At 65.4% G+C, this 21725-nt stretch carries 21 protein-coding genes and 1 riboswitch; of the genes, 6 read left to right on the forward strand and 15 right to left on the reverse strand.

Annotated elements, in window-relative coordinates; genetic code table 11:
• Positions 1-113 precede the first annotated feature (113 nt).
• The gene (gene pknB / locus ACOQFP_RS09075) at positions 114-2087 is read left to right on the forward strand and encodes a Stk1 family PASTA domain-containing Ser/Thr kinase (RefSeq protein WP_421584240.1); all 1974 of its coding nucleotides are present in this window, start codon (positions 114-116) and stop codon (positions 2085-2087) included.
• Positions 2088-2146: 59 nt separating this feature from the next.
• Here pknB and ACOQFP_RS09080 read toward each other — a convergent pair whose 3' ends face one another.
• Together ACOQFP_RS09080 and ACOQFP_RS09085 are read right to left on the reverse strand one after the other, a co-directional pair.
• Positions 2147-3532, reverse strand: coding sequence for a class II 3-deoxy-7-phosphoheptulonate synthase (locus tag ACOQFP_RS09080; protein ID WP_206489174.1), 1386 nt, complete (start codon positions 3530-3532; stop codon positions 2147-2149).
• Between the two features lie 45 nt (positions 3533-3577).
• Positions 3578-4069 carry a polyadenylate-specific 3'-exoribonuclease AS gene (locus tag ACOQFP_RS09085; RefSeq protein ID WP_206489616.1) on the reverse strand — a complete coding sequence of 164 codons (492 nt, stop codon included), beginning with the start codon at positions 4067-4069 and terminating at the stop codon, positions 3578-3580.
• Between the two features lie 79 nt (positions 4070-4148).
• Here ACOQFP_RS09085 and ACOQFP_RS09090 point away from each other — a divergent pair, with 79 nt between their 5' ends.
• Positions 4149-5438: a glycosyltransferase 87 family protein gene (locus ACOQFP_RS09090; RefSeq protein ID WP_374222373.1), complete on the forward strand. Its 1290-nt coding sequence runs from the start codon at positions 4149-4151 to the stop codon at positions 5436-5438.
• A 21-nt stretch (positions 5439-5459) separates the two neighbouring features.
• Here the strand turns inward: ACOQFP_RS09090 and ACOQFP_RS09095 are convergent, their stop codons facing one another.
• From ACOQFP_RS09095 to ACOQFP_RS09120, 6 genes are all read right to left on the reverse strand, one after another.
• Positions 5460-6188: a lysophospholipid acyltransferase family protein gene (locus ACOQFP_RS09095; RefSeq protein WP_206489175.1), complete on the reverse strand. Its 729-nt coding sequence runs from the start codon at positions 6186-6188 to the stop codon at positions 5460-5462.
• Between the two features lie 179 nt (positions 6189-6367).
• Positions 6368-7342, reverse strand: a complete 975-nt coding sequence (locus ACOQFP_RS09100; RefSeq protein WP_206489176.1) for an ROK family protein — start codon at positions 7340-7342, stop codon at positions 6368-6370.
• Positions 7343-7394: 52 nt separating this feature from the next.
• A complete protein-coding gene (locus ACOQFP_RS09105; protein ID WP_421584079.1) occupies positions 7395-7823 on the reverse strand; it encodes a hypothetical protein in 429 nt (142 codons plus the stop codon).
• Between the two features lie 37 nt (positions 7824-7860).
• Positions 7861-9096 carry an ArsA family ATPase gene (locus tag ACOQFP_RS09110; RefSeq protein ID WP_421584080.1) on the reverse strand — a complete coding sequence of 412 codons (1236 nt, stop codon included), beginning with the start codon at positions 9094-9096 and terminating at the stop codon, positions 7861-7863.
• A 26-nt stretch (positions 9097-9122) separates the two neighbouring features.
• Complete coding sequence (locus ACOQFP_RS09115; RefSeq protein ID WP_206489178.1) at positions 9123-9557, reverse strand: SRPBCC family protein; 435 nt, start codon at positions 9555-9557, stop codon at positions 9123-9125.
• Positions 9558-9687: 130 nt separating this feature from the next.
• Entirely contained in the window at positions 9688-10080 is a 393-nt protein-coding gene (locus ACOQFP_RS09120; RefSeq protein WP_421584081.1) for a polyketide cyclase / dehydrase and lipid transport, read from the reverse strand.
• Between the two features lie 132 nt (positions 10081-10212).
• Between ACOQFP_RS09120 and ACOQFP_RS09125 the strand changes: the two genes are divergently transcribed.
• Complete coding sequence (locus ACOQFP_RS09125) at positions 10213-12018, forward strand: AMP-dependent synthetase/ligase (RefSeq protein WP_421584082.1); 1806 nt, start codon at positions 10213-10215, stop codon at positions 12016-12018.
• A gap of 10 nt (positions 12019-12028) precedes the next feature.
• Here ACOQFP_RS09125 and ACOQFP_RS09130 read toward each other — a convergent pair whose 3' ends face one another.
• The 5 genes from ACOQFP_RS09130 to ACOQFP_RS09150 form a co-directional block, all read right to left on the reverse strand.
• Positions 12029-13153 carry a glycosyltransferase family 4 protein gene (locus ACOQFP_RS09130; protein WP_206489181.1) on the reverse strand — a complete coding sequence of 375 codons (1125 nt, stop codon included), beginning with the start codon at positions 13151-13153 and terminating at the stop codon, positions 12029-12031.
• Between the two features lie 23 nt (positions 13154-13176).
• Positions 13177-14550: a hypothetical protein gene (locus ACOQFP_RS09135; RefSeq protein ID WP_421584083.1), complete on the reverse strand. Its 1374-nt coding sequence runs from the start codon at positions 14548-14550 to the stop codon at positions 13177-13179.
• 30 nt (positions 14551-14580) lie between these two features.
• The gene (locus ACOQFP_RS09140) at positions 14581-15594 is read right to left on the reverse strand and encodes a C40 family peptidase (protein WP_206489182.1); all 1014 of its coding nucleotides are present in this window, start codon (positions 15592-15594) and stop codon (positions 14581-14583) included.
• 345 nt (positions 15595-15939) lie between these two features.
• On the reverse strand, positions 15940-16494 hold the full coding sequence (locus tag ACOQFP_RS09145; RefSeq protein ID WP_206489183.1) for a C40 family peptidase: 555 nt from the start codon (positions 16492-16494) through the stop codon (positions 15940-15942).
• Positions 16495-16509: 15 nt separating this feature from the next.
• Positions 16510-16673, reverse strand: a riboswitch (cyclic di-AMP (ydaO/yuaA leader).
• A gap of 115 nt (positions 16674-16788) precedes the next feature.
• Positions 16789-17070 (reverse strand): hypothetical protein, encoded by a 282-nt coding sequence (locus ACOQFP_RS09150; RefSeq protein ID WP_206489184.1) that lies wholly within the window; start codon positions 17068-17070, stop codon positions 16789-16791.
• Positions 17071-17239: 169 nt separating this feature from the next.
• Here ACOQFP_RS09150 and ACOQFP_RS09155 point away from each other — a divergent pair, with 169 nt between their 5' ends.
• Positions 17240-18955, forward strand: coding sequence for a DEDD exonuclease domain-containing protein (locus ACOQFP_RS09155; protein ID WP_421584084.1), 1716 nt, complete (start codon positions 17240-17242; stop codon positions 18953-18955).
• 110 nt (positions 18956-19065) lie between these two features.
• Complete coding sequence (locus ACOQFP_RS09160; RefSeq protein ID WP_206489186.1) at positions 19066-19341, forward strand: Lrp/AsnC family transcriptional regulator; 276 nt, start codon at positions 19066-19068, stop codon at positions 19339-19341.
• A 10-nt stretch (positions 19342-19351) separates the two neighbouring features.
• On the opposite strand, the gene trpD is transcribed toward ACOQFP_RS09160, so the two are convergent.
• Both trpD and ACOQFP_RS09170 read right to left on the reverse strand, forming a co-directional pair.
• A complete protein-coding gene (trpD, locus tag ACOQFP_RS09165) occupies positions 19352-20413 on the reverse strand; it encodes an anthranilate phosphoribosyltransferase (RefSeq protein ID WP_421584085.1) in 1062 nt (353 codons plus the stop codon).
• 51 nt (positions 20414-20464) lie between these two features.
• Complete coding sequence (locus ACOQFP_RS09170; protein WP_421584086.1) at positions 20465-20944, reverse strand: hypothetical protein; 480 nt, start codon at positions 20942-20944, stop codon at positions 20465-20467.
• A 151-nt stretch (positions 20945-21095) separates the two neighbouring features.
• Between ACOQFP_RS09170 and ACOQFP_RS09175 the strand changes: the two genes are divergently transcribed.
• Complete coding sequence (locus tag ACOQFP_RS09175; RefSeq protein WP_341243386.1) at positions 21096-21707, forward strand: heme-copper oxidase subunit III; 612 nt, start codon at positions 21096-21098, stop codon at positions 21705-21707.
• The last annotated feature ends 18 nt before the right edge of the window (positions 21708-21725 follow it).

Raw genomic sequence — 21725 nt, forward strand, 5'->3', positions numbered from 1 at the left:
ACGAGAAACGACAACCACGATCACCGGGCACCGCCTGCGGCACCGATACGATCGTCGTCAGACGTCCGGTGAACGGCGGACGCGCGAGAGGAGGTTCGGTGATACCGGGTTCGATGCTCGATCGTCGCTATCGAATAGACGCGCCGATCGCACGGGGCGGCATGTCGACGGTCTACCGCGGACTCGACACCAGACTCGACCGCCCTGTCGCGGTGAAGATCATGGATCCGAAGTTCGCCGAGGACCCGCAGTTCGTCCAGCGATTCGAATTCGAGGCGCGGGCCGTGGCCAGGCTGAATCATCCCGGCCTCGTGGCCGTGTACGACCATGGTCGAGACGGCGAACATGCTTTTCTCGTCATGGAACTCGTCGAGGGCGGCACCCTACGGGAGCTCCTGCGTGAGCGTGGCCCGATGCCACCGCACGCTGCGGTCGCCGTCGTGCGGCCGGTCCTCGAAGCCCTCGCGGTTGCCCACCGGGCGGGCTTGGTGCACCGCGATATCAAACCCGAGAACATCCTGATCAGCGACGACGGCGACGTCAAGATCGCCGATTTCGGACTCGTGCGAGCCATCGCGGCCTCCACGGTGACCTCGAGCAGTGTGATTCTGGGCACCGCCGCGTACCTCTCTCCCGAGCAGGTCACCACCGGCTCTGCCTCCGCGAGCAGTGATGTCTACGGCGTCGGCGTCGTGCTGTTCGAGCTGCTGACCGGCCGCACCCCGTTCACCGGGGATACCTCGCTGTCCATCGCCTACCAACGCATCGACAACGACGTGCCGCTCCCGTCCGCCCTCATCGCCGGAGTACCCCCGCAATTCGACGAAGTGGTCGAGCGCGCGACCGTCCGCGACCCGGAACATCGTTACCGCAACGCCGACGACATGGCCCGCGCCCTGCGTGGTGCCGCGTCGGAGCTGGCGCTTCCCGAATACCGGGTGCCCGCGCCCAAACGCTCGGCCGAGCACATGAGTTCGGCTGCGGCGGGCGCACCGACGACGGTCGCCGGTGATCGCGCGCCTGCCGCTCGCACCCAGGTGGTCCAGGACCCGCCGAGGCAGCCGGGGGTACAGCACACCCGCGCGGTCACCTCACCTACCTCGCGTGGTGTCGATTACGGCTCGGAGCAACCCGAGGAGCAACATGCCGAGCCTGCACCGCCCGGTCGGGGCCAGTACCGATTTCCGGACTTCGAAGCAGATCGACAGCGCTCGCGTCGCGCGATCGTCGTCTGGCTTCTCGTCGTGGCCCTGCTCGCCGTCCTGGTCGGTGTCGGCGGCTGGTGGATGGGTTCGGGTCGCTACACCGCGGTCCCGATGGTCGACGGGCTCGACACCACCGGTGCCACCAGCGCCGTCGAAGCGGCCGGGCTGGAGGCCACCGTGCGCGGAACCTATTCCGACTCGGTGGACACCGACCGTCTGATCGGGACCGACCCCACCGGTGGATCACGAATCGCCAAGGGTGACACCGTGTTTCTCCTGGTGTCACTTGGGCGTCCCAGTGTCCCCTCCATCGATGCGAGCGCCTCGGTTGCGGATATGGAACAGCAACTGCGAGATCGGACGTTCACACCCGTCGACGGCGGCGAAGCGTTCAGCACCACCGCTCCGATCGGCGGGGTCGCAGCGCTTGACCCACCGCCGGGGACGGTGCTGAACACCGGGGCCGCGGTGTCGGTGCTGCGCAGCAAGGGAGCGCCGCCGGTCGAGATGCCGGATGTGCGCGGGCAAAGCGTCGAACAGGCCCGAACGACGCTCGAATCGGTGGGCATCACCGTCAGCGAGGTTCAGGAAACGTTCGACAAAGGTACCGACGGCGGCAAGGCCATCGGAACGACGCCCGAGGCCGGGAAGACGGTGAAGTCGGGAACCACAGCCGTCCTGGAGGTATCGAACGCCGTGACGGTGCCCTCGCTGCTCGGCCGGTCGGTAGGGTCCGCTCGCACGACCCTCGACACTCTCGGCCTCGCGATCGATGTCCGTCAGGTGGTCGATACGGACGGGTCGGTGGTGATCACCCAGAGCCCCGGAGCCGGTTCCCGAGTGAAACCGGGCTCCGAGGTCAAGGTCGTCTCACTGCCCTGATCGCTCGCGGAGCAACACGACTGGCTCAGGGCAACACGGCTTCCTCAGGGCAACACAGCTCAGTCGCGGAGCATCTCGGCGACGAGGAAGGCCAGCTCGATGCTCTGCTGCGTGTTCAACCGTGGGTCACAGGCTGTCTCGTAACGGCCGCCGAGGTCCAGATCCGATATGTCCTGGGCACCCCCGAGGCACTCGGTGACATCGTCACCGGTGAGCTCGACGTGGATGCCGCCCGGGTGCGTACCGAGACCGTTGTGCACCTCGAAGAAGCCCTGCACTTCGTCGACGATGCGGTCGAAGTGCCGCGTCTTGTACCCGGTCGATGCCTCGTGGGTGTTGCCGTGCATCGGATCGCACTGCCAGATGACCTGATGACCGGTGGCCTGCACCTTCTCGATGATGCCGGGCAGAATGTCGCGCACCTTGCCGTTGCCCATCCGCGAGATCAGCGTCAAGCGTCCTGGCTTGTTGGTCGGGTCGAGGCGCTCGACGTATTCGACAGCCATCTCGGGTGTCGTCGTGGGTCCGATCTTGAGCCCGATCGGGTTCGAGATCAGCTCGGCCAGCGCGATGTGTGCACCGTCGAGTTGGCGGGTGCGGTCGCCGATCCACAGGAAGTGCGCGGACAGGTCGTACAGCTTGGGGTGGTCGTCGGTGTTGTCCAGCCGGAGCATCGCGCGCTCGTAGTCGAGTACGAGCGCCTCGTGGCTGGCGAAGATCTGCGCCGTGTGCAGATTGGGGTCCGTGACGCCGCAGGCATCCATGAACCGGAGCCCTCGGTCGATCTCACCGGCGAGGGCCTCGTATCGGGCACCAGCGGGAGACTGCGCGACGAACTCACGGTTCCAGTCGTGCACCTTGTGCAGATCGGCCATGCCAGCCCCGGTCAGGGCACGCACCAGATTCATCGCGGCACTGGCGTTGGCGTAGGCGCGTACCAGCCGCGACGGATCGTGGCCACGGACGCTCTCGTCGGCCACGAGGGAGTTGATCATGTCTCCGCGGTAGGACTGCAGCCCGAGCGCATCGATGTCGGAGGATCGCGGCTTGGCGTACTGCCCCGCGATGCGAGCGACCTTGACCACCGGCATGCTCGCGCCGTACGTGAGCACGACGGCCATCTGCAGCAGTGTGCGGATATTGCCCTTGATGTGCGGCTCGGTGTTGTCGACGAACGTCTCGGCGCAGTCTCCACCCTGGAGAAGGAAGGCCTCACCGCGGGCGACGGCGGCGAGCTTGTCCGACAACGCCTCCACTTCACCGGCGACGGTGATGGGCGGCACACTCTCGAGCACCTTGCGCATATCGGCTGCGTGGTCGGGGTCCCACTGCGGTTGCTGCGCAGCTGGCTTGGCCAACGCATCGTCCAATCGAGTGCGCAGCGTCGGCGACAACGGCGGCAGGTCGGGCAAGCGATCGATGGGTACGTCGACAGTCCAGTTCACCGGTACAGGATATTCGTACCGCAGTCGCCGCAGGACAACGGGTGTTCACCCGCGATACGAGAACTCTTCGATCGCCTGGAACTTCGCCAGATTGTGCCGAGCATCGGCGAGCGCATCATGCGCGTCGTCCGGTGCCGACGGCAGCTCGGGGCTGCCGCGATCCTCCCAGTGCTGACGCAGCTCACGGGTGAAACGAGGCAACGACCGAGGCAGCTCGGTCATCGAACCCCACAGCTGACAGAGCGCAACGTGATCGTATGCAGCCACCCAAGCCCACAGTTCGACCTCCGCGCCGTACTGCGGAACCAGGAACTCGAGCAGCTCGTCACGGATTCGGGACCGACTCATCCACAATGGTGACGAGTACGGTGGCAGCTTGGGCAAGACGTTTCGTCGAACCCAGCGGCCCGCTCGCTCGGGATCGAACTCGGAGGACACCGCATAGAACTCGCGGCCGTCCTCGGATACCACGCCGATCGAGACCAACTCGATTGTGCGACCATCCTCGATGAACTCTGTGTCGTAGAAGTAGCGCACGCGGCTCACCTTAGCGCGTGCTCCGACACGTCCCCACGTACCGGTAGCCCCGACCCGAACAGCCCGGAAAGGCAACGTTGTGACTACGCCCGACACCAACCGTCCGATCGCCGAGGCATCGGACCAGGCCGGGCCGCGGCCACGCCGGTGGCCTCGTTGGGCGGTGGCGTCGAGCAGAGTCCTCGTTCTGGCCGCCGCCGCTGTGGGTGTCCTGTTCCATCTCAACGGCTTTCCGGGCCTGCGTGCTCTCGGCGAGCACTACCGACTGGACCTGGACGTGTACCGCCTGGGCGGGCAGGTGTTCGCCCAGGGTGGGGATCTCTACGGACAGTTGCCGCCGATCGCCACCGGAACCACGTTGCCGTTCACCTATCCGCCGATCGCCGCCGCCGTGTTCAGCCCGCTGTCCTCGATCTCGCTGTACACCGCGTCGATCGCGGTGACGGCACTGTCGATGGTTCTGTTGCTGGTGACACTCGTGACCACACTCGTCTCGCTCGGGGTGCGCCCTGCATCGATGGTCCTGTGGTCGGCCGGTGCCGTGTTCGCCGTGTCGGTGCTGATCCTGGAGCCGGTCACCTCGACGTTGAACTACGGACAGATCAACATCGTGCTGATGGCCTTCGTGGCTCTCGACTGTCTGCCGAAGAAGACGCCATGGCCTCGCGGGCTGCTGATCGGTCTGGTCGCCGCCGTCAAACTCACCCCGGCTGTGTTCGTGCTGTTCTTTCTGCTGCGCAGAGATTTTCGCGCGGCTGTGATGTCGGTTCTCGGTTTTGCAGTGTTCACGGCCATCGGCTTTGCGCTGACATGGTCGGATTCGGTGAAGTACTGGACCGAGACCATCGTCGACTCCGACCGGATCGGTGGCCCCGCCTATCCGCCGAACCAGTCGATCACCGGCGTGCTCGCACGTCTCGGATTGGACGATCTACCCCGGTCGATCCTGTGGCTCGCCTTGTCGGCGGTGGTGTTGATCATCGCCGCCGTGGCCATGCGGAAAGCGTTCGCGGCCGGGGAGATCGCCCTCGCGCTGACGGTCAATGCGCTGCTCGGCCTGTTGGTGTCGCCGGTGTCCTGGTCCCATCACTGGGTGTGGGCGGTGCCGTTCGTCGTCGTACTTGCCGTCCTCGGATACCGCCGCCGCAGCGCACTGCTGTTCACGCTGGTTGGCATCGGTCTGGCGCTGATGATCTATCCGCCGCACTGGAAGCTCGGCGAAGGGCGATGGAGCGGGCTCGGCTGGCCCCTGATCGACCAGATCGAGGCGTCTGCATACGTGTGGTGGGCACTGGCCTCGATCATCGCTGTTGCATCGATCGATATCGCCCACCGCGGGAGAGCCGCGAGGACCGCCGCGACTGCCTGATCGCAGCCGCGCGCGGAGGGTTCAGCTGGCTTTGGTGTCCGGGATGCGCGGCGGTACCGGAGTCGCCTCCGGACTCGGCGCGGTCTTCTTCAGCGAGGCGGCATACACGTCCACGTATTCCTGCCCGGAGAGCAACATCAGGTCGTACATCACCTCGTCGGTGACCGCCCGCTCGACGAATCGATTGCCGGCCATCCCCTCGAAGCGCGAGAAATCGATCGGCTTTCCCACGCGAATGGTGACCTTGGCCGGCCGCCACACCCGCGAACCGATCGGGTTCATCTTCTCGGTACCGATCATCGCGACGGGCACGACCTGCACCCCGGTCTGCAGCGCCAGACGGGCCATGCCCGTCTTCCCTTTGTACAACCGGGCGTCGGGCGAGCGCGTGCCCTCGGGGTAGATGCCCAGAACCTTGCCCGCTTCGATCACGCGCACGCCGGCATTGAGGGCGTCCTGCGCGGCATCGGCTCCGGTGCGATCGATCGGCACCTGCCCCACCGCGGTGAAGAACCACCGCTGGAACGCACCTTTGAGTCCGGTCCCGGTGAAGTACTCGCTCTTCGCCAGGAACGTGATGCGGCGAGGCGTCTTGAGCGGAAGGTAGAACGAATCGAGCACGGCTTTGTGATTGCTCGCCAGGATCACCGGGCCGTGCGCCGGAATGTTCTCCGCACCCTCGATCGTGGGCCGCCCGAGGGCAATGAGCAGTGGCCCGACGATGACGAATTTGAACAGCCAGTACCACATTGCCGTGCTCCCTGATCATGGTCCGGAAAAGTCGTTGGTGCCGATCCACTCGAAGGCGAACCGACCGCGGCCGGGCGTCCTCGAACTGTGCCGCGTAGTGAACTGTACCCAGGGTTTATGACACCAGCCACACCACGGGCCACAGCGGGACAGACCTCACACGAAGCGGCCCGACACGGTCATCGCACGCCGGTGACGAACTGCGCCCGGGCGAGCTCCGCGGCCCCGATCATGCCCGCCGCCTCACCGAGTTGAGTACTGCGAATTCGAGCCAGCGGTCGATGGCCCGCACCGGTGACGAGCTGCGCGTACTTGTCGGTCGCGCGGGCGAGAAACTGGCTCGACGACGTTGCCACTCCCCCTGCCAGCACGATCAGGTCGGGGTCGTACACGTCGCTGACCATCGACAGCCCGACACCGAGCCACTGGGCGAAATCCTCCATGGTGCGGCGAGCGATCGGGTCTCCGTCGTGTGCAGCACCGGCGATCCGGCGACCGGTCAACGAACCCGGATCGAGAAACACCTCGCGAGCCAGCGTCGTCGAGGACGACGGGTCTGCGGCGAGCAGTTCCACCGCGGTGTCCACCAGGGCGGTGCCGCTGCAATAGCGCTCCCAACAGCCGCGCTTGCCGCACGGGCAGGCTCTGCCGTCCGGCACGACCTGAAGGTGACCCAATTCGGGGGCGACCCCGTGGCTTCCGCGGTAGATCGTGCCGTCGATCAGCAGTGCCGCACCGATTCCGGTGCCGATGGCCACCATCACCACGTTGCGGCCGCCGGCGGCGGCACCGAAGCGGTACTCGGCCCACGCAGCCGAGTTGGCGTCGTGTTCGAGGAGTACCGGCAACCCCACACGTGCACTCATCTGTGCCGCGACCGGGGTGTCCACCCACGGTAGGTGCGGAGCGAATCGAACCGTGGTCCGCTCGGAATCGATGAATCCTGCGACGGCGAGTCCGACAGCGGCAATGTCGTGCCGACCGGCCAGCTCCTGCACGGCCCGGTCGAGCCCGCGTTCGAGCGCGCGAGCGGTGTGTGGAGTGGGAGCGGCGGTGGAGTCGAGCACCTGGCCCTCGGAGTCCACGACGGATGCGCGCAAGCTCGTGCCGCCCACATCGATGCCGACGGTCAGTCGCTCATGGTGCCGCTTCATTCGTCCATACCTTCCTCGGCCGTTCCCCACGCGGTCCGATTCCGTCCGTCTGTCACTGACCGTCCCGGCCGTCACGGCCCGACTCTCCGAGACGGACCGTAATCGGAACGAACGCGTTCCGGCGGTCGGCCGGGGCGTCCGTGTCCTTCGCCACACCGCCGGATTCTCGATCGGGTCGGTCGGCGGACGGAGCCGACGCAGGCTCCGCCGAGTGCGGCGTCCCTGCGCCCGCGTGATCGGCGAGCAGCTGACGCAGCAGTGCGATCACCACTGCGCCCTCGGAGGCCACGAGCTCGACGAGATCGTGGCGCTCGCCGCGCACCAGCGCAGCGAGCGCACACACCGGGCACCAACTACATCCCTGCTGATCGCGATCCGCCTGTGTTTCGGCGACGCGCCGCAAAATGGGCTCGAGCCGCGTGAGTACCGTCTCGGCCAGGGCGAACAGATCCGCGCCCAGCTCGGAATGGTCCGAGGTCATCGCAACACCTCGGATGGCATGTCCGGGGACGTTGCGGTCACAGCGGCCACGCGGCGGGGTTCGGGCGAAAACGCACCACCAGGCACGGTCCGTCGAGTTCGGCAGACTCCGCGACGCACCGACGTAGCACCGATGCCAACCTGATTCGCCGTCGCCTCCCGTCGGCACTGACTATCAAGTCGTCCTCCACTCGCCCCAGCGCCAAGCTTGCCGAATCCACCACCGGCAGCAGCATTCTCATCGCGTATACAGATTCCAGCCCGACCCCCGACTCGTGCACCACACGGGGCTGCTCCCCCCAGCCCGGCGCGCGCCGCTCGAGGGAGCCTCGCTCCAGGCGAGCGGCCACTTCTTGCAAGGGCTCCAACCCTACCGGTTCGGTGTGGAAGTGCTCCACCTCCACCAGCGGCACCGTCGCGATCCTTCGGCGCAGCTCCGCCACGGCGTCGAGCTGCGCGGACCGCCACCTCTCGAACCAGAACACTGCCGGATGTGCGCCGACCAAACCGATCGACGACGAGTTCAGCGCGGGCAGAATCTTGTTGACGAGAACCCGATCGATTCTGATTCCGAGCAGAGCAGCCGCCGACAGCGTCCGTTCCGCGTCGGCGATCGACAATTCCTCGGCAGTGACGACCACGGTCGCGCCGGTGCGTGTCGAGTCGACGATGAGCGATCGCACCGACTCGATATGTGCGAGAACTCGCTCGATCATTGCCACGACCAGGGTGAGCCGAACATCGGAACCGGTGCCGGCAACCATCCGGTCGTGGTGCGGCCAGATCCGCTCGACGTATCCGGCGACGGTGTCCGGCAACTGCAGCGTGCGGAGCGCGTCGGCCGAGGCGGGCATGTCCACCAACACTGTGTCCCAACGATCTTCGTCGGCAAGGCGGTAGACCTCGTGCATTCCCAGCAACTCTTCGATTCCTGGGAAACCGAGCAGTTCCTCCGGTTCGATCGCCCCGAAACTCACTCCGTGCTCGTGGCCCGCGGACGCCATCGCCATCACCGAACCCAGACCTCGGTATCGCTGCTCGAGCAACGCGAAGGTATCGATCTCGACGATGTCGACGCCGGGCGCGACCGGCAGTATCTCGGACGGTTCCGCCGACTCGGCGACGCCGTCGACCGCGAACGCGTCGACGAGCGAATGTGCCTGGTCGACGGAGGCGATCAACACCCGCTTCCCGGACTGCGCGAGCTGCAGGGCCGAAGCAGCAGCCAACGTGGTCTTGCCCGCACCACCTTTGCCGAGAAACAGCAACACCATGGTGCGGGCTTCGGTGCGAGCTTCGCTCAGCCTTCGACCCGCTTCTTCAATTCTTTCAAGGCAGTGTCGGTGATGACCTTTTCCGCCTTGCGCTTGAACAGTCCGATCATCGGGATATTGAGGTCCACGGTGAGCTCGTACGTCACATCTGTGCCGTCACCGGTCTCACGCAGCGAGTACGAGCCGTTCTGCGACTTCTGCATCTCACCCGAGACCAGATTCCACGACACCGAGTTACCGTCGGCGGCCCAGTCGTACTCGAGCTCGTAGGTGTCTTTCACCATGCCTGCGTCCAATACGAACTTCACGCGCTTACCGCGCCCGTCTGCTCCGCGCTCGAGAACCTCGACGGACTTCGCGGCCGACACCCACGTGGGGTACGCGTCGAAATCGGCGATGACGTCCATGACCGCGCTCGGTGAGGCTTCGACGACGATAGACCTCTGGGTTTTCTCCGCCATGACTTCTCGTCCGCTTCCTCTCGGGTACATCGATCGTTTCGTTCGCTGTGCCGTCGAACAGACAGCAGACCTATCTCACATGATCGATCCGCCTGTGCACAATGCGAACCGGCCGACCGTACCGCGCGGTTCAATCGACAGCTGAACTCGACGCTACGTGGCGCGGCGCCTCCCCTGCAGAACGCCCGGCCTCCAGTTCGTGTTTGAGCTCGAACGTCATGGCGCGACCGGCCACACGGCGCCGGTGTTGCTGCGCCGCGAGCTCGTCGGTACCGGCGGACTCCGCATGCAGGAAGTAGTGCACGATCACGCCGTCGAGCACGGGCTCTAGCCACAGCTCCATCGTTCCGAGGACGCCTCCGCGCACGGCCCAGCGGATCCCCTTCTCACCTCGGTCTTCGGTGACCGTCAGATTCAGATCCGGCCACCACCGACGCCACCGTTCGGGCGAGGCGAAAGCCTGTGCCACCAGTTCGCCGGGGGCGGCTACGAATGTCTGATCCGCAACTTGAATACTGCTCATCGACAGAGCTTCACATATCGGGTGCCCTGCCGGGTGCACCGAGGCGAAGTTCGACGTCGCGACCCCGGGTCTAGAGTATCTGTGAAGCCGAGCTATCGACTTTTTCTCTGTCTTCCAACCGGAGGTAATTCCGTGCGCGAGTTCACCGTCGCCGCAAAATATGCCGTCGAGGACACCAGCTCGGCGGTCGACACCGTCTTCACCCGGGCCGGCACGGCACCCGATGCCGTGGTTTTCCGACGCCTGCTCGATGGGCGCTGGACCGACGTCACCGCTGCCGAGTTCGAGCGTCTGGTCGTCGGTGTGGCACGGGGGCTGATCGCGGCAGGCATCGAACAGGGCGACCGCGTTGCGTTGATGTCGTCGACGCGATTCGAGTGGTCGGTCATCGACTACGCGATCTGGGCGGCCGGCGGGGTGACGGTGCCGATCTACGAGACATCCTCGGCCGGACAAGTGGAGTGGATCCTCGCCGACGCCGAGCCGGTGTTGCTGATCGTCGAGAACGACGCCCACGTGCAGGAGACGACGGAGGTCGTTGCGGCCGCGCCGTTGGTGCGTCAGACATTCGTGATCGAGAACTCGGCCGGTAGCGGGGCCGTACAGGCCCTGGCCGAAGACGGCACCCACATTTCCGAAGATCAAGTCCACCAAAGGGTTTCAACTCTCGCATCGTCCGATCCGGCGACGTTGATCTACACGTCGGGCACCACCGGTCGACCCAAGGGCGTGCAACTGACACACGCCAACCTGCTCGCCGAGTCACTCGGCATTCGTGAGACATCGCTGAAGTCCCTCATGACGGAAGGTAGGAGCACATTGATGTTCCTGCCTCTCGCTCACGTCCTCGCGCGAGCAGTGAGTATCGCCTCGTTCGACGCCGGAGTCACGCTGGGCCACACCAATGACATCCCGAACCTCGTGTCGACGTTCGGAACCTTCCGGCCGGACTTCATCCTCTCGGTGCCGCGCGTGTTCGAAAAGGTCTTCAATACGGCCAAGCAGAAGGCGCACTCCGACGGCAAGGGCAAGATCTTCGATCTCGCCACCGAATGCGCGGTGGCGTGGAGCGAGGCACAGGACACCGGCAGTCCCGGAATTGTGTTGCGCGCCAAGCACAAAGTGTTTGACAAGTTGGTGTACGCCAAGCTGCGAACCGCACTCGGCGGAAGGTGCGAGCTGGCCATCTCCGGTGGCGCGCCTCTCGGCAGTCGGCTCGGCCACTTCTACCGGGGCATCGGCGTACCGATCTACGAAGGCTACGGCCTCACCGAAACCACGGCGGCGTTCGCGGTCAACACCATCGGACACCAACGTGTGGGCAGCGTGGGTCGTCCGTTGCCCGGCAACACAGTACGCATCGCCGAGGACGGGGAGATCCAACTTCGCGGTCCAGTGGTGTTCGACGGCTATTGGCGCAACGAGGACGCGACCGCAGAGTCCTTGGACGACGGTTGGTTCCGCACCGGAGACCTCGGTTCTGTCGACAAGGACGGCTACATCACGATCTCGGGCCGCAAGAAGGAGTTGATCGTCACGGCCGGCGGAAAGAACGTCTCACCCGCCGGTTTGGAGGACAGCCTTCGGGCGAACGCTCTGATCAGTCAGGCCGTCGTCGTGGGCGATCAGAAACCCTTCATCGGGGCTCTGATCACCCTCGACCCGGATGCGTTCGATCGATGGAAAGCCGACCATGGCAAAGCGGCCGACGCCACTGCGGCAGACCTGCAGCAGGACCGCGACCTGACCGCAGAGATCGATGCTGCAGTCGCCGATGCGAACAAGTCCGTCTCGCACGCGGAGTCCATCAAGAAGTATCGGCTGCTCCCCCACGATTTCTCGGAGGAAAGCGGTGAGCTGACCCCCACGCTCAAGCTCAAGCGCAAGGTCATCACACAGGCTTACGGCGACGAGATCGAGTCGATCTACAAGCGCTGACCTTCACCGCTCAGATCAGCGAGCGTAGCTTCTCCGCCAATACATCCCAGCGCCACTGCCCGTCCACCCATGCGCGGCCGGCGTTGCCCATGTGCGCGCCGAGCGTGCGATCGGAGAGGATTTTCACGATCGCGTCGGTGATGTCCGAGACCGACGTTCCATCGACAACGAGTCCGGTCTTGTTGTGCTGCACAGCCTCCGGCGCACCCCCGGACATGCCGGCAACGACAGGCACACCACACGAGGAGGCTTCGAGATAGACGATTCCGAGGCCTTCGACGTCAAGACCGAAGCCGCGGGTGCGGCTCGGCATCGCGAACACGTCCGCGATGGTGTGGTGGGCGGCGAGTTCCGCGGAGGGCACGGTGCCGGTGAACACCACGTGTTTGTCCATTCCGGTCGAGCGGACCAGCTCGCGCAGAGTCTTCTCGTATGGCCCGCCGCCCACGATCACCAGAACTGCCCCGTCGACGGCCCGCCGAATCCCGGGCAGCGCACGAATCAGAAAGTCCTGTCCCTTTCGAGGGACCAGGCGAGACAAACACAGGACGGTGGGCCGGTCACCGAGGCCGTAGCGAGCACGGAGCTCGGCCCGCGCGGCGGCGTCGGGAACGAATCGATCGGTGTCGACCCCCGGCGGCAGATGCTCGAGGGCGGCGGACCGCCCGAACGCCGAGCTGAACCGTCCCCGGGTGTACTTGCTGACATAGGTCACCACATCGGTGTTCTCGCCGATCGTGCGCAGAACCGAACGCCCGCCCGGAACCATCGACCACCCGACCTCGTGGCCGTGGGTACTGGCCACGATGCGATCCGCCCCGGCCCGGCGCAGGTACGAAGACATCACCGCCAGTGGAGCCGACGCGCCGAACCACACCGAATCGCACTCCCGCGACTTCAGGATTCGAGCAGCACGACGCGCCACGAGTGGGGTCGGCAACATCAGCGTCGTCGGATGTCTGATCACCTCGAACGGTTGCCGGGCATCGAACTTCTCATGGGAGTCGCCGCGCCAGCGCGGTGCGTAGACCACCAGCTCCTCACCGGGCAGCTGCGAGGCGAAGCTGTGCAGATAGGACTGGATACCGCCCGGGCGCGGGGGAAAGTCGTTCGTCACCAACAAAGTACGACGCATGTCGTCAACCGTAGCGTCCGGCGTCACCGCGACCGAGCTGCCACCCACTCTCCCCATGAGGCGACGAACTCGGCCCGCCCGAGTCCGAGCACCGATTCGAGGGCGACATCGATGGTGCCGTCCGACGCCCGTCCGGAAGCCAACGCCTCGTAGAGCCGGCGCAGCCTCGGCTCGCCGTACCGATCGGCCACGAACTCGAACACCGACCATGCCGACTCGTACGCAACACTCGACCGAGTACCGCCGGCACCGAAGTCCTCGTCTTTCGGCAGCGCCGTCGGCGGACCACCCGACGCCACGATCGCATCGAGGGTGGGTGCGAGCTGTGCGAATCCGGCTCCGGAATGTCGGTAACCGGAGTAGTCGGCGAATCCCTCCGATACCCACAGCGGCGTACCGTCTGCGGTTCGGGCACGTGCCGCGACATGAGTGATCTCGTGCCGTAGGACCGATCGAACGGTGAACGGTGTCAACCGCAATGCGGCATCGGGACCGAACACCACCCGCTGGCCGGTTCGATGCAAACCGTCGCCTGTCGGTGCGTCGGACACCGTCACTGCGGCCACGTCGGTCGACGGATCGGATCCGGCCAGTTCGCCGAACTCCTCGGCAGAGGACGCGACGAACACCAGCGCGTCTCGCGCCCAGTCCTCGCCCCAGAACTCGGTGACAGCGGCAGTTGCGGAGGGGAGCTCGGCTGCCACATCCGCAACGAATTGCTCCCGATCAGGGTGCCCCATCACCACCGAAGTACCGGATGCGGTGGGCACCGAACGCACGGCGAGCGGACCGAAATCCCACGGGCCACGCCAGGTGTGCCGTCGATATTCGGGTAGGTCCGCATCGTCGACCAACCCCCATCGTCCGTTCCGCTCGGCGACGACGAGGGAGACCGGTCGACGCGTGGGCGACGCGTCCGGTCCCTCGACGGCGTAGCGGAGGTAGACCGAGGGTGCCCAGATGTCGGTGGCATCGAGTGGTTCGGCGATGCGGGGAGGTACCGGGGTTTCGGGCTCGTCGCCCAGTTCGTACCCGAAATCTGCGAACGGCACGGTCGGAATCACTGCTGCGCGGCGCACCTGTGCATCCACGAAACTCGGATCGGCCCGCGGATCCATCAAGCCTCGAAGGGCATCGACGTCTCCTGAGCGAACGGCAGCAGCCCACTGATCGAGGAGAACGGCCACCTCGGCGCGCCGCTGCTGATCGTAGGTCGGCGAGCTGGGAACGCCGGAGACCTCTGTCGGCACCTCGCCGGACGCCGCGTCGGTGCCGTCGTGACGATGGAACAACACGAGCGAGAGCGACACGACGGCGACCAGAAGTATCGCAGCCCACCGCATCCCCGCTGATCGGACGAACAAGCCCACACCGGATGGCTGGGCCGGTTCGCTCATATCGGGGCCGGCCGATCGTCGAGGTACACCTCAGTATCGACGTGCCCCGTAATACGGGAACGATGCCATCGATTGCACCTTGACCGGGACCCCGAAGGTGGACGCATGCAACACGTTGCCGTTGCCTGCATAGATTCCCACGTGCGAGGCGTCCGGATAGAACAGCACCACATCGCCCGGCTGCAGATCCTTCTGACTCACCGGAGTTCCACCCTGGGCCTGGGCCTGACTCGATCGAGGCAGCGTCTTACCCACCTGCTTGTACGCCCACACGACCAATCCCGAACAGTCGAAGCCGTCCGGCCCGGTCGCGCCCCAGACGTACGGCTTCCCGATCTGCGTCAAGCCGGCCTGCAATGCGCTGGCACCCGAACCGGGCGTCAGGTTCTGCAGCACCGCGGAGGGATCGAATCCGTCGGGCAGGGTCGATCCGGCGAGAGCGAGCTGTTCGGAGGAAGACAACGCACTGTAGGCAGCCATCACCTCCGCGATCTGACTCTGCAGTTCGCTTTGTTTGGCCTGTAGGTCGTCGCTGACCGCCTTGGCTTGCTCGGCCGCCACTCGGGCCTGATCGGCGGCCGTTGCTGCGGCCTGTTCGGCGGCAGCAGCGTCCGAACTCGCCTGCTGGAACCGCGCAACCTGATCGGCGGTATCGGCGGAGATCACATCGAGTGCAGACATCTGGTCGAGAAGCTGCTGTGGGGAGTCGCTGACCATGACCGCGAACAGTCGGTTCGTCCGCGCACCCTGGTAGTTGACGTTGGCGACCTTGTCCATGACGGGCTTGAGCTGCGCCAACTGTGCCTGCGCTGCATCGAGGGCGGCGCGGCTCCGATCGACGGCGGTCTGTGCGTCCGTCTGCTGCTGAGTCTTGGCGTCGAGATCGATCTGGGCGTTGTGCAGCGATTCGTTGGTCTGCTCGGACTGGCGAGAGAGCTCGGCCAGCTCGGCCTGAGCATCGGAAGCGGAGTCGAATCCCGGTTGCGCCAGTGCGGGCGTCGTCGGTGCCAGGGCGATGCATGCCGTCAATGCGGCAGCCACCATCGAGCTTCCAGTCAGACGCCACACACGGGTAGATCTCGATATCGCCACGGAAAGCGACTCTCCGTCCTCACACATGCTACCTCGACCGAGACAGCGGTTGAAAAAGTACCTCGAAACGAACCATACCCATGCAATTGCGGGCTCGGACGTGAACACGGTCCGAAATCGACGGGGGTTCGACGTGACTGGTCACAAATCAAACATCGACCAGGTCTCGATCAGATTACGAACTGGGGGCGCTGCTGTCCACCGGACCGGCGTGTCGGGGCCGGAAACGACGACAGGGTCGAGCCGATACTCGGCTCGACCCTGTCGGTCTGTCACAGCGAACGTCGACTGCTCGGATCAGTAACGGCGAGCACCGTCGAACGGCATCGAGGCAACGGGCGCAACCTTGACCGGCACGCCGGACGTGGATGCATGCACGACATTGCCGTCGCCGACGTAGATGCCCGAGTGCGAGCCACCGTAGAACGACACGACGTCGCCGGGAACCAGGCTGTCACGCGAGACAGGAGTGCCCGCGGCGGCCTGGTCGTAGCTCGTGCGGGGCAGGCTGATGCCGGCCTGCTTGTACGCCCACTGGACGAGTCCCGAGCAGTCGAACGAATCCGGACCAGCAGCGCCGTACACGTACGGTGCACCGATCTTGGACTCAGCGGCCTGCACGGCCTTCGCCGCAGGCGTCACCTGAGGGGCAAGCGGCGCGCCCGGTGCGGGCACGCCCGGAAGGTTGAGGGGAGGCAGGCCCGGGACGTCGGGAATCTCGAAGGTTCCGACGCCGGGAATGGTGAGGGGGGCCGCCATCGCGGGTGCAGCGGGAAGGATGACCACGCCTGCCGTGAGCGCTCCGGCTACGAGAACTCGCCGCAATGATCGGTTGGAAAGTTGTGACGCCACGAAAGATGGTGCTCCATTTCTTCCTATCGTCCGCCGACCGAGTTAGCTGACGGGTTCGGGCTGGGAAGAGCAGCCCTACCCGCAGTCCACTCGAGGTGGCTCAGCGGGATTCACCCCAGTAGATATCGGGTTCCCGGTACGAACACTCTCGCGAGTGAACGATTAGGCGGTGACTTGCGACGCCACTCCGGTTTGGATTGGCAAGACTCCGCAAGGTCTCAGGAAGGTTACGAAATGGCATACCTCCGTGTCGACTCCAACTCGCCGAGCGGACCGAATCAGGCCCGATTCTCGCTATCCGGCGCGCTGATCACCCGGCGTGTTACGAGTCGGTAACAACGGAGCGCGGGCGGCGTCGTCTTCGCTCGTCACGAGCTTGAGTGTGGGCACGAGACCCTCCTCGGCAAGGACCCCCATCGCACCGAGTTCTTCCTGCTCGAGCGTGATAGGAGGCCGTGGCCCCACCCACCTACCGTCCGATCTGGACGGCATCCCGGGAGGGCCGAGAAGAACCGTCACGACGCAGTCCGCGCAGGCGATGTCGCGGACCTTGCAGTCACTGCAATCGACAATCATTGTGATCCTCGTCTCTTTCCTGTTTCAGGCGGCCGAAACAGCCGATCGAGCGAAACGTAGCGTCCGCCACCGACAAGGTTTCGTGACACGTCACTGCGCGAGCGCGCAGTGAGTCCCCCGGGGGCCGCGCCGAGCGTTCTTGTCGGAGGTCGGACCTAACGTCGTCCGGGTGAGCCTGCCCATCCAGTTGACGTTCGACGAGCTGGACACCCCGCTGCACCGGACAACGTTCGTCGTCGTGGATCTCGAGACCACCGGCGGCAGCGCGGACAGCGAAGCCATCACCGAAATCGGTGCGGTCAAGGTCCGTGGGGGCGAAATTCTCGGCGAATTCGCCACACTCGTGGACCCGGGCAGATCCATTCCGCCGTACATCGTCGAGCTCACCGGCATCACCTCGGCCATGCTCATCGGTGCGCCCCGAATCGAACGGGTACTGCCCGGCTTCCTCGAGTTCGCTCGGGGCTCGGTGCTGGTGGCCCACAACGCAGGATTCGACACCGGATTTCTCAAGGCCGCCGCCAGCCGCCTCGATATAGCGTGGCCGCGGTTCCAGGTGCTGTGCACCGTCAAACTGGCTCGACGGGTCCTCACCCGCGACGAGGCACCGTCGGTGAAGCTCTCGGCACTGTCCACCTTGTTCCGATCCGAGACCAGGCCGACGCACCGCGCACTCGACGACGCTCGCGCCACCGTCGACGTTCTTCACGGTCTGATCGAAAGAGTGGGCAATCAGGGCGTCCACAGCTACGCCGAGTTGGTCGACTACCTCCCTGCGGTGTCGGCCGGCCAGCGCGCCAAACGCGGGCTGGCGGCCCACCTCCCGTCCAGCCCAGGCGTCTATCTGTTCCGTGGCCCGTCCGACGAGGTGTTGTACGTCGGCACCTCGAACAATCTCAAGCGTCGGGTGCGCAACTACTTCACCGGCTCCGAGACCAGGGGCCGGATGAAGGAAATGGTGAGTCTCGCCACTCGGGTCGACCATGTCGAATGCGCGCACGCACTCGAAGCCGGTGTTCGAGAACTGCGGCTGCTCTCGGCGCACATTCCCCCGTACAACCGACGCTCGAAGTTCCCCAAGAAGGGGTGGTGGATCACCCTGACAGACGAGGCGTTTCCGCGCCTGTCGATCGTTCGCGCGCCCACGCCGGACAGCCTCGGACCGTTCTCGGTTCGCCACGACGCCGCGGAGGCTGCCGCGCTGGTGGCGGAGTTCTGCCGTCTGCGCACGTGCACCCGCCGTCTGCCCCGTTCGGTTCGGCACGGTGACCACTGTCCGGCGGCCGATGTCGGCGGCTGCCCAGCGGCGTCGTCCGGGCCCCTGACGGCAGACGAGTACTCCATCGCTCCGAGGCAGTTTCTCGCGCTCGTGTGCGGCCAGGACGACGCGATCCTGCATTCCATGCGGGTCCGAGTCACCGAGCTCGCGGACAGAGAGCTCTACGAGACTGCAGCACGATTGCGCGACCGGATTGCCGTGACCGTCGACACGCTACGCAGAATGCATCGATCCGCGGCGGTGGCCGCCATTGCCGAACTCGTGGCGGCACGACGAACGCCGGAGGGAGGGTGGGAGTTGATCGTGGTGCGTTTCGGTCGTCTGGCGGGGGCGGCGGTGGCGCCGCGCGGAGTGCACCCGATGCCCGTCGTCGACGCCATCGCCGCGGCCGCCGAGACGGTGATACCCGATTCGACGCCGCTTCGAAGTGCACCGCCGGAGGAGGTCGCTCTCATTGCGTCGTGGCTGCGCACCGACGGGGTTCGAATCGTGCGGACCAGCAGTGGCTATTGCAGCCACGCACGTTCGGCGGGTTCGTGGGAGGGGTGGTGCCGAACGGCACGCGCCGCCGCGCGGCAGGAGTGGAGCCCGCGGAACGACCACTAGAGCAGGAGTGGAGCCCGCGGAACGACCGGCAGGGCAACCTGAGGAACTAGGGTTGGTCGCGTTGGGTGGAGCTCGTCGTATTTCGAGTTCGGGATGTGTGAGGAGCACAGATGATCAATGCCATCGTTTTGATCGACGCCGAGGCCGATTTGATTCCGGAGACAGCGCAGGCCGTGGCTGATGTCGAGGGTGTGTCGGAGGTCTACTCGTGTGCCGGGGATGTCGACCTGATCGCGATAGTCAAGGTGCGTGATCACGCGTCGATAGCCGAGGTGATCACCAAGCACATCAATCGGGTTCGGGGCGTGCGGAACACCACGACTCACATTGCGTTTCAGTCCTATTCGAGCGCAGATGTCGATGCCGGGTTCTCGATCGGCGAGTAGGGCCGGTCGATCAGTCGGCCATTGCCGTGGTGCAACGCGCCCAGTCGGCAAGTAGCTTTGCGGCGGCCCCCGAGTCGACAGTTGTTGCAGCAGTTGCCAATCCCGCTTGAATCCGATCGTGGAGATTGCCCGAGACACCTTGGTGCGCTGCAATGGCCGCGGCGGCGTTGAGCAGCACGGCGTCACGGACCGGTCCGTGTTCTCCGGCGAACACGCGATGGGCCACTGCGGCGTTGAACTGCGCGTCGCCGCCTCTGAGGGACTCGATGGGTGATCGGGCGATTCCGTAGTCGACCGGATCGATCGTCTCGATGGTCACGGACCCGTCGGACACCACATGCACGGTGGTGGTCGTGGACAGGGTGATCTCGTCGAGGCCGTCGTCTCCGCGCACGACGAGAACCGAGCTGCCGCGTCGGGCGAACACACCCGCTACCACTGGGACCAGATTCTCGAAAGCGCAGCCGATCAGGCCTGCGCGCGGGCGTCCGGGGTTTGTCAGTGGGCCCAGCACGTTGAAGACCGTCGGGATTCCGATCTCTTTGCGCGCCGGTCCGGAAAAGCGCAGTGCAGGGTGATGGATCGGGGCGAAGCAGAACCCGATTCCTACCTGGTCGACGCTCGACGCCACCTCGGCGGGCCCCAGGGTGACACGCACGCCCAGTGCTTCGAGTACGTCGGTGGTGCCGCTTTTGGACGACGCTGCGCGGTTGCCGTGTTTGACCACTCGTATTCCACTGGCGGCGACGACGATCGCCGCCATGGTCGAGATGTTGACGGTGTCGGCACCGTCTCCGCCGGTACCGACGACGTCGACTGCGTCACGATCGGTCTCCACCAGCTCCGCGTGCGCAAGCATCGAGTCGGCGAGCCCTTCGAGCTCCGCCGGCGTCGGGCCCTTCATCTTCAGAGCCACCCCGAAGGCAGCGATCTGGGCCGATGTCGCGTTGTCGGACATGATCTCGTCCATCACCCAGCCGGTGTCCGCGCTGGACAGGTCTGTGTTCGTGGTCAACGCGCCGAGAATTCGACGCCAGGTGCGCGGCTGATCGTCGTTGGTTGCTGCGGTCATGGTGGTTCTACCGGGCCCTTCTGCCGTCGATGCACTCGGTGCGGTGGAAGCTTAGTCAGGCGCTGTGTCGGGTGGCGCAGGCTGCAGGGCGTCCCACCCCAGCACTGCTCCTCCTCGGCGCTGGGCGAGGCCTGCCATCCGTGACCGCTCCTGCGAGCAGTGCAACGCGTCGAGCAGCTGCACCCGTTGCAACACCAGCGGCACGCCGTTGTCGACCCGGGGGCGGTACCCGACGCCGAACTCCGGTACGTCGACGGCGGGCCCGACCGAGTAGCCGTCCTGGGCGGCGATCGCTGCCGCGTCGTTCACTTCGTGTGCCGGCAACACCAGATGGTGTCGGAGTACCACCTCTGCAGCGGCGCTCCACACGGGCGCCGTGATTGCCGCCTCGTCGAGCACGGCCGAACATGCCTGGGCGTCGTCGAAGCAACGCGCCACTGTGACCAAGTCCTCGCGCGTGGGGTCCAACGGTTCCACTGTCGACCGCGAGAACAGTCTTCGAAACCACCCACCCTCGGTGCTCTTTGCCATGAGGCCAGCCTTGCACGACTGGACCCCACCGGTCCGGCCAGGGCCATCTACCTGCGCGGGAACAAGCAAGCGCCCGGATTCGTTGTGATGCGACGCGCCAAGAGCGGACCCGGATATGCCTTCCGTACTACGACGGGTCATACTTCTTTCTGTGACGAGCGCTGTAGGGACTCAAGGATCGGCAATCACCCAACGCGTGCACTCGCTGAACCGTCCCAATATGGTCAGCGTCGGCACGATCGTGTGGCTGTCGAGTGAACTCATGTTCTTCGCCGGGCTGTTTGCGATGTACTTCGTCGCGCGAGCCCAGGCGAACGGAAACTGGCCTCCGGAGCCGACCGAGCTGAACCTCGCTCTGGCCGTTCCGGTGACTGCCGTGCTGATCGCATCTTCGTTCACCTGCCAGCTGGGCGTGTTCGCAGCCGAGCGCGGAGATGTGTTCGGACTTCGACGTTGGTACATAGTCACGCTGGCGATGGGCGCGTTCTTCGTGACCGGCCAGGCGTACGAGTACTACCACCTGGTGCACGAGGGCACGACGATGTCGAGCAGCGTGTACGGCTCGGTCTTCTACATCACGACCGGCTTCCACGGACTGCACGTGATCGGCGGACTCATCGCCTTCGTATTCCTGATCACGAGAACTCTGGTCAGTAAATTCACGCCGGCGCAGGCCACCGCCGCCATAGTCGTTTCCTATTACTGGCACTTCGTCGACATCGTCTGGATTGCCCTCTTCGCGACGATCTACTTCATCCGCTAGTGACAGTCAGTACGCCAA

Origin of the sequence: Rhodococcus sp. MALMAid1271 (assembly GCF_049195265.1) — a bacterium.
Classification (GTDB): domain Bacteria; phylum Actinomycetota; class Actinomycetes; order Mycobacteriales; family Mycobacteriaceae; genus Rhodococcoides.

Coding starts and splice junctions, on each gene's coding strand:
- trpD (WP_421584085.1), bottom strand. CDS start 20,413: ATGACCGCAGCAACCAACGACGATCAGCCGCGCACCTGGCGTCGAATT.
- ACOQFP_RS09115 (WP_206489178.1), bottom strand. CDS start 9,557: ATGGCGGAGAAAACCCAGAGGTCTATCGTCGTCGAAGCCTCACCGAGC.
- ACOQFP_RS09160 (WP_206489186.1), top strand. CDS start 19,066: ATGATCAATGCCATCGTTTTGATCGACGCCGAGGCCGATTTGATTCCG.
- pknB (WP_421584240.1), top strand. CDS start 114: ATGCTCGATCGTCGCTATCGAATAGACGCGCCGATCGCACGGGGCGGC.
- ACOQFP_RS09150 (WP_206489184.1), bottom strand. CDS start 17,070: ATGATTGTCGATTGCAGTGACTGCAAGGTCCGCGACATCGCCTGCGCG.
- ACOQFP_RS09100 (WP_206489176.1), bottom strand. CDS start 7,342: ATGAAGCGGCACCATGAGCGACTGACCGTCGGCATCGATGTGGGCGGC.
- ACOQFP_RS09120 (WP_421584081.1), bottom strand. CDS start 10,080: ATGAGCAGTATTCAAGTTGCGGATCAGACATTCGTAGCCGCCCCCGGC.
- ACOQFP_RS09105 (WP_421584079.1), bottom strand. CDS start 7,823: ATGACCTCGGACCATTCCGAGCTGGGCGCGGATCTGTTCGCCCTGGCC.
- ACOQFP_RS09170 (WP_421584086.1), bottom strand. CDS start 20,944: ATGGCAAAGAGCACCGAGGGTGGGTGGTTTCGAAGACTGTTCTCGCGG.
- ACOQFP_RS09130 (WP_206489181.1), bottom strand. CDS start 13,153: ATGCGTCGTACTTTGTTGGTGACGAACGACTTTCCCCCGCGCCCGGGC.
- ACOQFP_RS09140 (WP_206489182.1), bottom strand. CDS start 15,594: ATGGTGGCTGCCGCATTGACGGCATGCATCGCCCTGGCACCGACGACG.
- ACOQFP_RS09135 (WP_421584083.1), bottom strand. CDS start 14,550: ATGAGCGAACCGGCCCAGCCATCCGGTGTGGGCTTGTTCGTCCGATCA.
- ACOQFP_RS09095 (WP_206489175.1), bottom strand. CDS start 6,188: ATGTGGTACTGGCTGTTCAAATTCGTCATCGTCGGGCCACTGCTCATT.
- ACOQFP_RS09110 (WP_421584080.1), bottom strand. CDS start 9,096: ATGGTGTTGCTGTTTCTCGGCAAAGGTGGTGCGGGCAAGACCACGTTG.